Annotated in this window: 12 protein-coding genes; 5 read left to right on the forward strand and 7 right to left on the reverse strand. The window is 69.5% G+C overall.

Annotated elements, in window-relative coordinates:
- Window positions 1-69: 69 nt before the first annotated feature.
- Entirely contained in the window at window positions 70-516 is a 447-nt protein-coding gene (locus AB0B97_RS11670) for a CBS domain-containing protein (RefSeq protein ID WP_234581093.1), read from the forward strand.
- Between the two features lie 3 nt (window positions 517-519).
- Here the strand turns inward: AB0B97_RS11670 and AB0B97_RS11675 are convergent, their stop codons facing one another.
- The 4 genes from AB0B97_RS11675 to AB0B97_RS11690 form a co-directional block, all read right to left on the reverse strand.
- Complete coding sequence (locus AB0B97_RS11675) at window positions 520-1,809, reverse strand: ArsB/NhaD family transporter (protein ID WP_357492870.1); 1,290 nt, start codon at window positions 1,807-1,809, stop codon at window positions 520-522.
- A 138-nt stretch (window positions 1,810-1,947) separates the two neighbouring features.
- Window positions 1,948-2,508 carry a GerMN domain-containing protein gene (locus AB0B97_RS11680; RefSeq protein WP_357492872.1) on the reverse strand — a complete coding sequence of 187 codons (561 nt, stop codon included), beginning with the start codon at window positions 2,506-2,508 and terminating at the stop codon, window positions 1,948-1,950.
- A complete protein-coding gene (locus AB0B97_RS11685) occupies window positions 2,505-3,860 on the reverse strand; it encodes a HAMP domain-containing sensor histidine kinase (RefSeq protein WP_357492874.1) in 1,356 nt (451 codons plus the stop codon). The genes AB0B97_RS11680 and AB0B97_RS11685 overlap by 4 nt, the downstream gene beginning before the upstream one ends.
- Window positions 3,857-4,546 (reverse strand): response regulator transcription factor, encoded by a 690-nt coding sequence (locus AB0B97_RS11690; protein WP_234581085.1) that lies wholly within the window; start codon window positions 4,544-4,546, stop codon window positions 3,857-3,859. Before AB0B97_RS11690 ends, AB0B97_RS11685 begins: the two co-directional genes overlap by 4 nt.
- Window positions 4,547-4,698: 152 nt before the next feature.
- Between AB0B97_RS11690 and AB0B97_RS11695 the strand changes: the two genes are divergently transcribed.
- From AB0B97_RS11695 to AB0B97_RS11705, 3 genes are all read left to right on the forward strand, one after another.
- Window positions 4,699-5,127, forward strand: coding sequence for an STAS domain-containing protein (locus tag AB0B97_RS11695; RefSeq protein WP_357492876.1), 429 nt, complete (start codon window positions 4,699-4,701; stop codon window positions 5,125-5,127).
- Between the two features lie 56 nt (window positions 5,128-5,183).
- Entirely contained in the window at window positions 5,184-5,789 is a 606-nt protein-coding gene (locus tag AB0B97_RS11700) for an STAS domain-containing protein (RefSeq protein ID WP_357492878.1), read from the forward strand.
- 166 nt (window positions 5,790-5,955) lie between these two features.
- On the forward strand, window positions 5,956-6,498 hold the full coding sequence (locus AB0B97_RS11705; RefSeq protein ID WP_357493427.1) for a DM13 domain-containing protein: 543 nt from the start codon (window positions 5,956-5,958) through the stop codon (window positions 6,496-6,498).
- 131 nt (window positions 6,499-6,629) lie between these two features.
- Here the strand turns inward: AB0B97_RS11705 and AB0B97_RS11710 are convergent, their stop codons facing one another.
- Both AB0B97_RS11710 and AB0B97_RS11715 read right to left on the reverse strand, forming a co-directional pair.
- Window positions 6,630-8,066 (reverse strand): RICIN domain-containing protein, encoded by a 1,437-nt coding sequence (locus tag AB0B97_RS11710; RefSeq protein WP_357492880.1) that lies wholly within the window; start codon window positions 8,064-8,066, stop codon window positions 6,630-6,632.
- Window positions 8,067-8,179: 113 nt separating this feature from the next.
- On the reverse strand, window positions 8,180-9,619 hold the full coding sequence (locus AB0B97_RS11715; RefSeq protein ID WP_357492882.1) for a glycoside hydrolase family 43 protein: 1,440 nt from the start codon (window positions 9,617-9,619) through the stop codon (window positions 8,180-8,182).
- Between the two features lie 534 nt (window positions 9,620-10,153).
- Here AB0B97_RS11715 and AB0B97_RS11720 point away from each other — a divergent pair.
- Window positions 10,154-11,467: an RICIN domain-containing protein gene (locus AB0B97_RS11720; protein WP_357492884.1), complete on the forward strand. Its 1,314-nt coding sequence runs from the start codon at window positions 10,154-10,156 to the stop codon at window positions 11,465-11,467.
- A gap of 95 nt (window positions 11,468-11,562) precedes the next feature.
- Here the strand turns inward: AB0B97_RS11720 and iolB are convergent, their stop codons facing one another.
- Window positions 11,563-12,387, reverse strand: a complete 825-nt coding sequence (gene iolB, locus AB0B97_RS11725) for a 5-deoxy-glucuronate isomerase (protein WP_357493429.1) — start codon at window positions 12,385-12,387, stop codon at window positions 11,563-11,565.
- Window positions 12,388-12,411 lie beyond the last annotated feature (24 nt).

A 12,411-nucleotide genomic window follows, 5' to 3' on the forward strand; every position in this document is an offset into this window, starting at 1 on the left:
CCCGCCGCCCCACGGGCTGCCAGGGCGCATCAGCGCGGGCGACGCGGCGTCCGGGCGTATCGTCGGTGCATGCGCGCGAGCGATGTGGCCATCCCGATGGAGACCGTCACCGAGGACATGCCGGCCCGCGAGGCCGCGCGGATCCTGGCGGCGCAGGACCTGCCCGGTCTGATCGTGGTGGACACCAAGGGCCGTCCGTCGACGGTGCTGGCCGGCACGCAGGTGCTGCGAATGGCACTGCCGTCCTACTGCCAGGACGATCCGACGTTGGCCCGGGTGATCGACGAGGCCGCTGCCGACGTGATCCTGGAGGGAATCGGCGACCGCACCGTCGCGGACCTGCTGCCCCGCAACCGCCCGGACCTGCCGGCCGTCGGCGCCGACGCCACCCTGCTCGAGGTCGCCTCGGTGATGGCCCGATCGAATGTGCCGCTGGTCGCGGTCGTCGACCGCGACCGGGTGATGACCGGCGCGATCACCCTGGACGGGCTGCTCGACCGGATGCTCGGCACCTGAGCGTCAGAAGAATCGCAGCCACAGGTACGGCACCGCGATCGCCACCGAGATCACTGTGACGATCAGACCGTACTTCGTGAATCCCCAGAACGTGATCTTGTGCCCGGCGCGTTCGGCGAGGCCGAGCACCACCACGTTCGCCGACGCGCCGACGGCAGTGGCGTTGCCGCCGAAGTCAGCCCCGATGGCGAGCGCCCACCACAGCACCTGAGCCTTGTCGAGCCCACCTTCGGCGTTCACCAGCTCGCTCACGATCGGGCTCAACGTCGCCACGTACGGGATGTTGTCCACGATCGCCGACAGCCCCGCCGACGCCCACAGCATCAACATGGTGGCCGGCCACAGTTTGCCCCCGACGGCCTCGGTCGCCGACCGGGCGATGCTGTCGATCACCCCGGTGGCGACCAGGGCTCCGACCATGATGAACAGGCCGGCGAAGAACACCAGCGTCGGCCACTCGACGTCCTTGACCACGTCTTCCGTGTCCAGCCGCGACAGCGCCAGCAACAGCAGGCCACCGAGTATGGCCACCACCGACGGCTCCAGGTGCAGCACCGTGTGCAGGCTGAACGCGAGCAGCACCGTGCCGAGCACCACCAGGCTGATCACCACGAGGCGGCGGTCGCGAATCGCGTCCGCCTCCCGCAGCGCCATCACCCGGGCCGCGCGCTCGGCGTCGTAGCGGAACGCCGTGCGGAACATGATCCGGCACAGGCCGATGAACACGACGAGCACGATCAGCACCAGCGGGGCCATGACGTTCAGGAAGTCGGTGAAACTCAGCCCCGACCGGCTGGCGATGATGATGTTCGGCGGGTCGCCGACCAGGGTGGCGGCACCGCCGATGTTGGACGCCATGACCTCGGCGATCAGAAACGGGATCGGCGGCACGCCGAGCCGCTCGCAGACCAGCAGCGTCACCGGGGCCACCAGCAGCACTGTGGTGACGTTGTCCAGCGCCGCCGACACCACGGCGGTCACCACGACCAGGATCACCATGATCGGGAACGGACGGCCCCGGGCCTTCTTCGCGCTCCAGATCGCCAGGTACTCGAACAGGCCGGTGCGTTTCAGCACGCCGACGATCAGCATCATCCCCAGCAGCAGGAAGATGACGTTCCAGTCGATGCCCGCCTCTTCGGAGAAGAACGCGTGCTCGGCATCGGTCGCCCCGATCGCCAACATGATCGATGCGCCGCCCAGGGCCACCGTCACCCGGTTGATCTTCTCGGTGGCGATCAGGACGTACGCGGCGACGAACACGGCCACCGCGATCCAGGCCAGGATGCTCATTCGGCGCTTCTCCGGTTCTGGTCAGCCGTCATCGCAACGCCGACCAGGCTTCCCGGCACACCTGAGATCAACCTATCAGCCTGGGCGATCAGCATCGGGCGTGGTGCCAGGCGGGCGATGCGCAGGGTGCACGACGGCTCACCGTGGGGTGATCAGCGGAGCATAGTCGGTGCGGGTGAGCGGCTGCTCGGACAGCGATCCGTCGGCGCGGGGCACTCCCAGCGGCCTGCCGTCGCGAAGGAACGTCACTGAGGTGACGTCGTCGCGGCTGGTGAGGGTGCAGACGATCTGTCCGAAGGCAAGGACCTCGTCGCTGCGGCCGGCGTCGTCGGCGGGTTCGTCGACCGCGACCCGGGCCTGGGTGCCGGTCACTGTCACACCGGCGGCATTGACCGCTCCCGGCAGCGCGCTGGTGAGGTCCGCGTCGCGTTCGACCCCGGTGGGCCCCGAGAGCAGATGCCGCAGCTGGTCCTCGATGCCGCGTGAGCGCTCGACGCGCCGGAGCACCGGGACGATCCGGTTGTCGCGGACCAGGCAGAGTGTCTCGGTGGCCGGGCCGACCGGCGCGGTCTCGGCGGGCGCGGAGGTCGGAAACGGCCCGCGTGGCGGTGCCACCGCGCGAGGCGCCTCGTCGGTGGGGATGCCACAGCCGGCCAGTAACGCGACAAGCCCTACGGCGAGCAGGTGACGGCGCTTCACGTCAGGCTCTCCGGCAGCGTGACGCGAAAGCGGGCACCCCCGCCGGGACGGTCGGTGACAGCGACGTGTCCGCCGTGCGCGGTGGCGTGCTGGACGACCAGCGCCAGACCGAGGCCGGTACCGTCGCCGGCACCCCGGGTGTGGGCAGCTCGCCCGCGGACGAAGCGATCGAAGATCGCTTCTCGGTCCTCGACGGGGACGCCCGGGCCGTCATCCTCGACCTCGATGACGCCCGCGCTGCCGTCGCGATCGAGCAGGACGGACGTCGGGCCACCCCCGTAGGTCACGGCGTTGTCCAACAGGTTCGCCAGCACCTGCGTGACGCGTCGCCGCTCGACCCGCCACGTCGCGGGCACCTCGGGTGCGAGGCGAACGACCGACGCGGGCAGGTCGAGAGCGTGGCAGGCGTCCCGGGCCAGCGCCACCACGTCCACGGGGGCGCGGTGGGCGGGCCGGTCGCTACGGGCCAGGTCGATCAGGTCGTTGACGAGCCGCTGGAAACGGTCTATCTCGTCGGCGACCAGCCCCGCCGCGATCGCCGTCCGCTCGTCCTGCTGTTCCCGACGGCGAGCCAGGACGCTGGCCGCGGCGGCGAGGGTCTGCAGCGGCGAGCGCAGTTCGTGACTGACGTCGGCGGCGAAACGGCGGTCGCGCTCGATGCGGTGGGCGAGCCGGTCGACCATCTGGTTGAACGAGGAGGACAACCGGGTCAGGTCGGGGTCGGTGGCCGGGTCCAGCCGGGCCGTGAAGTCACCAGCGGCGATTTTCTCCGCCGCGTCGGCGACCGCCGTCAGCGGGCGCAGTCCGTGCCGGGTGGCGTACCAGCCCAGCGCGGCGCCGGAACCGGCGATCATGATGGCCACCGTGGTCAGGGCGAGCGCCAGGACCTGGACCGTCTGCTCCAACTCGCGCAGCGAGTTGACCTCGAAGTACGTTGCTGTGGCCGACAGGGGGACGCCGACCACCAGGACGGGCTGGCCGTCCACCCGCACCCGCTGCACCGCCGGTTGCCCGGACGCCACGGTACGTCGCAGGTCGACGGGAATGGCGGTGGTGGGGCCAGGGTCGGCGGTGCGGGCGTACCACTCGCCGTTGAGGTGCAGCACCGGACGGCGACCGCCCCCTGTGTCCAGGGACCGCAGCACCGCCACGACGTCGGGAGTGTCGGTGTCGATCCCGGCACGAACGACTGTCGCATCGAAGTACGCGGCGCGCAGGGCCGTGCGTTCCCGCTCACCGATCAGGGAACGACGAGTCAGCTCGTAGGAGACCAGGGCCATTGAGGCGGCGAGCAGGAGCGCCCCGACGGCGAACGCCGCGGTGACCCTGGTCCGCAGTCCGAGGCGCCTCATCGCTGCAACTTGTAGCCCAGGCCCCGCAGGGTGACCAGATGCCGCGGGTTCGTCGGGTCCGGCTCGATCTTCTGCCGCAACCGGCCGACGTGCACGTCGACCAGTCGCTCATCACCGATGTCGTACCCCCAGACCCGCTGCAGCAACTGCTGGCGCGACAACACCCGGCCGGCGTGTTCGGCCAACTCGCACAACAGCCGGAACTCGGTGCGGGTCACGGCGACGGGCTGGCCTCCACGGCTTACCTCGCCCGCATCGGGACTGATCTCCAGCTCGCCGAAGGCCAGCACGGGCACCCGGTCCGATGCCGATTCCCCGAAGCCGGTGCGAGCGCGGCGGCGCAGTGCGCGCAGTCGCGCCGTCAGTTCCTTGATCGCCACCGGCTTGACGAGGTAGTCGTCGGCGCCGGCTTCGAGGGCGGCGACGATGTCGTGGGTGTCGTCGCGGGCGCTGATCACCACGATGGGTACGTCGTCGTCGCGGCGGAGCTGCCCGATGCACTCGAAACCGTCGAGTCCGGGCAGCATCAGGTCGACCAGCACGTAGTCGGCGGGGTCACGGCGCTGCGCGCGCAGACCCTCCTCGGCGGTGGCCGCGCCCACCGCGTCGTAGCCCTCGTCCTCGAGTGCGAGCAGCAGCGCCAAGCGGATCCGGTCGTCGTCCTCGATCACCAGTACGGCCGTCATGACCGGCATCATCCCCAGGGCACCGGCACCGCAGCCAATCGCGGCCGGTGGCCTGCTGATTTGTCACGCAACTGTCATAGATCCGCGCGGGAACCGCCAAGCCCGCCCGGCACGGTACAGGCGTCCAGGACCACGACGAGAGGGGTACGACCGTGACCGGCCCACTGCAACCGAGGTCGTACGCGCTGCCGCTGGTGGAGGTGTCCATCAACCAGCTCGACCTGGCCTGCCTGGCGGAGACCGGAGCCGCGTTGGACGAGCTGCTCGCGCTGCGCCCTCGGCGGGTCGTGGTCGACCTGGCCGGGTGCCGGTACATCGATGCCGCCGCCATCGGCCTGCTGCTCGACGTGCACCGACGGCTGACCCGCATGGACGGGGTCCTCGTCGTACGCAACCCGAACCACCGGATCCAACGCATTCTGCACCTTGCCCGTCTGGACCAGGTCCTGCCGATCGTCACCGGAACGTCGCCGGCACCGCGCGGCGGACCGACGCCACAGGACGAGTCGGGGCCCGCGGAGCCGACGCTTGTCGCTGTCGGCAGAGCCCGCGTCGACCACTCGGGCTCGTCGCGGTCCTGAGATTTCGTTCCCACCACCGCCGGCCAGACATCCCGGGCACAGGAAGGACCAGCAGCATGACAGTCGTCCCGGACGACCACCTGATGACACTGATCTGCGACACCTGCGGTGACAGCATCACGGCCGCCGCGTGCGTGCTCCCCGACGCGGAGGTGGTGTGGACGCTCGTGTCGGAGCACGGCTGGAGCGGCTCCCCGTTCGCCACCGGCCCGCACCGCTGCCCTCACTGCAGCCTGCTTCCGCCCGCCCGTCCCGGGCACTCGTGGGGCGAGGGCCACGGTTCCGGCGGGGTTCTCGGCATCGACCACCTCGACGACGCGACAGTCGTCACGACCACCGGTGACATCGACCTCCATACGGGCGAAGCGCTGCGCGCCGCACTCCGCGACGCGGTCGACGCGGACGGTCCCGTGGTCGTTGACCTCAGCCGGGTGCACGTCATCGACTCCACCGGCCTCGGTCTGCTGGTGCGGGCACACCTCGACGCCCGCGAGCGGGGTGTCACCCTCTGCCTCGCCGCGCCGTCGCGGTTCATCCGCACCGTCCTGCACACGATGCGCCTTGACGGGGTCTTCCCGATCTTCGACAGCCGCGACGACGCTCTCGCCCGAACGCCCCGGCCCGCGCTGTCCACGCCGACGGCCAGCGGAACCCAGGGCTGACGGGTCGTACGCGGACACGCTGAGCGCCAAACTCGGCCAACACGTCGGCCAGAGCGGCAGCGGGCGACCCGGAGCGTCGTAAGAGATCCGAAAGGGTTCGCGACCAGTTCGACGGCTGCGGCGGTCGTACGCTGCCGGTGTGGGAAAAAGGATCTTCCGGTCGCGCGTGGCCTGGACCGCTCTCGCCTCCGCTGTCCTCGTGACGGCTCTGGCCCTCTACTGGTTCCAGCCGTGGAAGCTGTTCACCGACACGTACGTCGACGAGGCGGTTCCCCCCGCGCCGACGACATCGACCACGCCGACGCCCACTCCCGCGTCCGCGGCTCCCGTGGCACCGACGGCGACACCGGCGGGCAACGAAATCCTGACCGCCGGCGAGTTCGTCACCCACGAGCACCGCACGACCGGCAGCGCCGAGATCCACCGGCTCGCCGACGGGCGCCACCAGCTCGTCCTGCGGGACCTGAGCACGTCGAGCGGGCCGGACCTGCGCGTGTGGCTGACCGACCAACCGGTCACCCTCGGCAGGGCCGGGTGGCGGGTGTTCGATGACGGCGAATGGGTCGAACTGGCCAGGCTCAAGGGCAATCAGGGCAACCAGGTGTACGAGATTCCGGCATCGGTCGACCCACGCGACTTCCGGAGCGTCTCCATCTGGTGCAAACGGTTCGCCGTCTCCTTCGGCGCGGCCGACCTCAGGGCCGTCTGACGCGCGGATCGCGAGGGCTCATCCGTTGCGACGCCCACGGGGGTGGCGTCGGTGCGGCACACCCCCGGCACCGGTCAGCTCGGTACCGGGGGTGCGGGCCACCGTGGGTCGGTAGTCCGGCGCAACGATTGTCAGACGGCCGTGCGCGACCACTGCTGGTTGGCGCCGGTGTTGCACGAGTACTGCTTGAGGACCACCCCGTCGGCGGTCGACGCGGCCGGTACGTCCACGCACTTGCCGCTGTGGCGGGCACGGAGTTGGAAGTAGCTGCCGTTGGCGACCATCTGGAACTGCTGGTTGGTGCCGGTGCCACAGGTGTACTGGACGAGTTCGGCGCCGTCGGCGGTCGAGGCGCTCACCACATCGAGGCACTTTCCGCTGTGTCGGCTGATGATGCGCCAGTAGCCGCTGCCGGCGTCCTGGAACTGCCACTGCTGCCACGCGTTGCCGCCGTACGTGTACTGGCCGACCCGCGCGCCGTTGTCGGTGTTCGGCTGCTGGACGTCCATGGCCTTGCCGCTGTGCCGCACGGTGAGCCGGTAGAACGTTCCCGTCGTGGGCGGAGGCGTCGTCGGGTCGCCGCCGCCGATGGTGTCGCCCCACGCGTACCGGATCCGGTCGGCGCCGGAGGTGTTGCGGATGGTCAGGGTGAGGTTGGTGCCGCTGCCACCGAGGGCGAACATCGAGTACCAGTCGTATCCGATGGTGCCCGGCTTGCCGCCGAGGGCGGGCCAGTAGGTGCCGCCCATCTGGTTGTCGCGCATGACCTGGGCCATCGCGCGGATGTAGCGCACGAAGTTGTCGGTGCTGCCCGCGTCGGCGTAGTTGCGGCCGTCGTTCATGGGAGCGCCGAACTCGGTGGCGACCGCGCGGGAGGCGCAATTGCCCAGGCGGGTCTGGATGTGGCTGCGGAAGGCGTCGTACGTCATCGCGCCGTAGAAGAACGCGTAGTAGTGAAAGGACAGCAGGGTCGAGTTGAAGCGGCTGTCGTTGCAGATGTCGCGCAGGTCCTGGCTGAAGCCGGTGCCACCGATGAGCACCCGGCCGGGCACCGCGGAGTAGTGGTAGCTCAGCCAGTTCGCGGCGACGGTGCGCCACTCGGCCGAGCTGTAGCCGTGCGGCTCGTTCATCGGTTCGAAGTAGACGTTGGGGTTCGAGCCGTACGTGTTGGTCACCGTGGACCACATCGCGTTCCACGCGGCGAGGTTCGTGATCCTGCCGCCGGAGGCCGCGCCGTCCTCCCAGTAGGCGAGGATGACTTTGAATCCGCGGGCGGTCGCGGCGTCGATGGCGCCGCGGTACGCCTCCCACCACGCCGTCCCCACGGTGTGGGTGTTGATGGGCAGCCGCACGGTGTTGACCCCCATGGTGGAGGCCATGGTGTCGTAGAGGGCGTTGGCCTTGGCCCGCACCGTCGCGTTGCTGTCGGACGAGCTGAGGCCCTGCACGACGAGCGGACCGGTGCTGAAGTTGTCACCCAGCACGGCCCAGTTCATTCCGCGGAACTGGCTGGTGGCGGCGGTGGCCGGCGACGACGTGACGACGACGACGCCAACCAGCGCGGTCATCGCGCTCACCAGCGCGACCAGGAGGCGGTGCAGGGACCGGGTGCTGACAGGCCCGTGTGACGGCCTTTTCCGTTTCATGACAGGTCCAATCGGTGGTGGGGAGACATCGGTGTTCAGTTGGTGATGCGGAAGGTGGCGTCGGCACGGCTCTGCGCATCGGAGAGCGGGTCGAGCCGGAGCAGGTAGTTGTAGTGCCGGATGTAGCGGTCCGGGTGGCTGTATGCCTGAAAGGACGTCCACGACGAGTCGGCGACACCGGCGACCTGCCGGAAGGTGCTGTCGGCGGCGAAGGTGGCGGTGCCGTCGTTGGCTTCCAGCCGGAAGTCGAACCCGTAGTGGCGCAGGTAGTAGCCCGGATAGTTGACCGACTGGATGGAGACGGTGCCGGAGCCGGCCAGGCCGGGCACCAGGCGCCACTGGCCGTCCGGGGCCGGGCTGACGTTCGGGTCGATGCGGACGTCGTAGTCGTAGTGCCGCACGAAGCGGTCCTGGAAGTTGTACGACTGGATCCGGTTGACCGCCGTGGCGGGCCAGCGGGCGAGCACGCGGTTCTGCTCGGCGGCGGTCAGGTTGAGGATCGAACCGTGCCGCTTCTTGGTGCCGCCCAGGTCGTACGAGCCGGACGCCGGCAGCCGGAAGCTGGCCGGGCTCGACGGATTGGTGGTCAGGACGGGCAGGTAGCCGCGCCCGCTGGCGTACTGGTCGAGGTAGAGGACCCACTCGTTGCGGGAGTTGAACCGCATCCACATCGGACCTTCGACCTGGGAGCCCGTCAGGCCGATGCCCGAGAGGTTCCCGAGCGTGGTCCAGGTGCCGAGGATGGAGTTGCTGCCTTCGAGGGTGATCTGGCCGTCGCGGGAGGCCCGGACGTAGCGGTAGGCGCCGACGCCGGCCGGCACCTCGACGATCTGGGTGTCGATGATCTCCTGGCTGCCGGGTCGGCTGAGGTAGACCTGCGGCGTGGTGATGCTGCGGAAGTCCGCCGTGCGCGCGTAGTAGATGCGGTGCTTGGTCACTCCGTTGAGCGGGACGTTCGTCGCCCAGTAGAGGACGTAGTCGCCGGTGGCCGGGTTCCAGATCGCCTCCGGAGCCCAGGCGTTACGTCCGTCCGGGATGGGGCCGGCGACGTTCAGCAGCCACGGCGCGGACCAGGTGACCAGATCGGTGGACTCCCACACGACGAGGTTGCGGCTGCCGTTGTTGACCGCGGTCGACCAGTCCTGGCCGCAGCCGATGCACAGGTCCGTGGCGATGATCCAGTAGCGGTCACCGGCGGGCGAGCGAACCAGGGCGGGGTCGCGGACGCCGCGGGTGCCGACGGTGGATCGCAGCACCAGCCCGCCGTTGTTGAGGTCCGTCCAGCGTAGGCCGTCGGTGCTGTGGGCCAGGTAGATCTGTTGACCGGTCGAGGACTCGCCGGTGAAGTGCGCCATCAGGTAACCGACGGCCGGGTCGAGCGCGAGGGCTTCCTTCGGCGTCGTCACCGACCAGGTGGTGAAGAGCAGGCACGCGGCGAGCGACACCGCGTAGAGCCGGGCGAGGACTCTCGACATGGTCCTTCTCCTTCGCGGAGGGGCGGGCGATCGACCTACATGTGAGCGTTAACAGCTCTGAGGGGACGCGTCCCAGGGCGGCGCGGTGGGGAGCGGTTCGCGACGTGCTGTGCCGGTATCGCCGACGAGGCAGACGCCATGTGTCCAGATCATTAAGTACGTGTTGCGGACAAGTGTTAGCGATCGCATCTGGGGTGTCAAGGCATCGAAGATGCTCGTTCGACCTGGCCGGACGGAGCACTCCGGAGGGTGAATCCACCCCGCGGGCACGCGCCGCCACAATCACGAACGTCATACGTCACACCATGATGCTAGTCTATGTGTTGCGTGGCTCATCGCCAGCCGTCGTCCCGGCGACCAGAACCGGCTGTCGCGGCATCGGCACCACCCTGGACGGCCTGCGAAGGACCGCCTCGCGGCTCCCTCGCCGGCCGGTGACGGCCCACGCCAACACCACCAATGGATCTTCGTCCACCACAAGGAGGCGCAACCGTGCCACTTCGCAGACTCTCCAGCCCCTGGATAGGGGCCGCGATGGCTGTCCTGGTTCTCGTCGCCGTCGGGGCGTACGTCGTCATGGCTGGCGGGCCGGCGACCGCCGCCACCACCGCCGGCTGCGGCAAGACGCCCGGACTGAACAGCGGCACCCACACGATCCAGAGCAGCGGAAAGAACCGCAGCTTCATCCTTCGGCTGCCCGACAGCTACAACAACACCTACGCCCACCGACTGGCCTTCGGGTTCCACTGGCTGGGTGGCACCGCCGATCAGGTCGCGTCGGGCGGCACCGACGGGGCTCCGTGGGCCTACTACGGCATGCTCTCCCAGTCGAACAACACCACGATCTTCGTTGCCCCGCAGGGCCTCAACAACGGCTGGGGCAACTCCAACGGCGAGGACGTGACCTTTACCGACGACATGGTCCGCGTCATCGAGAACGCTCTCTGTGTCGACACGACGCAACTCTTCTCGGTGGGATTCAGCTACGGCGGCGCGATGAGCTACTCGTTGGCGTGCTCCCGCCCCACCGTGTTCCGCGCGGTCGCGGCGATCGCGGCGCCCGGGGCGATCAGCGGTTGCAGCGGCGGCACCCAGCCGGTGGCGTACCTGGGGATTCACGGCATCAACGACAACATCCCCAACGGACGGGCGCTGCGCGACAGGTTCGTCCGCAACAACGGCTGCGCCGCGCAGAACCCGCCGGAACCGAGGGCGGGCAGTCTGACCCACATCACCACCGCCTACTCGTGTCAGGCCGGCTATCCGGTGGTCTGGGCCGCGTTCGACGGCGGCCACCAGCAAGGTCCGGTGGACGGCTGCGCCGGCTGTGAGAGCGGCGCGCGCAGCTGGGTCAAGCAGGAGGTGTGGCGGTTCTTCACCCAGTTCGGCTCGACGGTGCCGCCCACCAGCCCTCCGCCCAGCACTCCCCCGCCCAGCACTCCCCCGCCGTCCGGCCAGCAGAACGTGCTGATCGTGGGCAGCCAGTCCGGCCGCTGCATCGACATCCCCAACTCGAGCACCACCAACGGGACCCGCGCGCAGCTGTGGGACTGTCACGGTCGCACCAACCAGCGCTGGACCCATACGGCGAGCCGCACCCTGACCGTCTACGGCAACAAGTGCCTCGACGCCAGCGGGGCGGGAAGCAGCAACGGCACCGCGGTCATCATCTGGGACTGCAACGGCCAGCCCAACCAGCAGTGGAACCTGAACGCCAACGGCACCATCACCGGAGTCCAGTCGGGGCTCTGCCTCGATGCCGTCAGCTCCGGCACCGCCAACGGGACGCAAATGCACCTCTGGGCCTGCCACGGCGGCGCCAACCAGCAGTGGACAACGCGCACCTAGTACCGCTGAGCCTGTCGACGACGCGCCGCTCGGGTCAGGTCCCGGGCGGCGCGTCGCCGTCAGGCGGTGCGGATGGCCGAGCGGGGTGGCCATCGCTACAGGCCCACACTGCGCAGGGTCGGCACGGTCTGGCCCACCCAGGCGAGCGCGGCGTCCTCGCGGGCGCCCTGGGTGCGTTGTGCACCGGCCAGGAACCACAGGAAATAGGTGGTGTAGCCGGGCGCGCTGACCACTGTGTGGTACCCCTCGGGCATCATCTGCATCACGTGCTCGCGGATGGTGACGTTCTCCTCGTACCCCTCGTCGGTGTAGACCCGGCTGATGCCGAACCCGTCCGCCGGGTTGACGCGGTAGTAGTACATCTCCTCGTGCGCGGCCTCGGCGGGCAGGTCGTCGACCTTGTGCCGGTGCGGCGGGTACGTGCTCCAGTTGCCCGAGGGCGTGTAGGTCTCGCCGACGATGAGCCGGCGGGCGGGCAGGTCCGGTTGCGAGACCTCGGTGAGGATCTGGTGGTAGGTACGGCCGAAGTTGGCAGCTCCCCAGCGCCCGCTGACGACCTGGTCCGGCGAGATGACATAGGGGTCGGTGGCCAGCTCGCTGGGTGCGCTGGGGAGGGCTATCTCCACGGCGGTGACCGCCTCGACGGTCACCGCGGAGCCGGCCGGGATGTAGACCGAGTGCGGCTTGCCGGAGAAGACGTCCGGGCGTCGACCGACCTGCGGGAAGTGGCGGCCGGCGACGGTGAAGCTGGCCGTGCCTCCGAGGATGACGGCCAGGATCTCCCGGTCGCCGGACTCGCCGGTCCAGGACTCGCCGGCCGACAACCGCAGCAGGGTGAAGTCCAGCAGCCGGCAGGGATTGAAGGGCAGCGTGTTCCGGCCGTCGGCGGCGGGAATGGCGCAGTGGTAGCGGTAGTCCATGATCACCTTTCTTCAGGATGCGGA

The organism is Micromonospora sp. NPDC049004, assembly GCF_040649315.1.
Taxonomy (GTDB): domain Bacteria; phylum Actinomycetota; class Actinomycetes; order Mycobacteriales; family Micromonosporaceae; genus Micromonospora.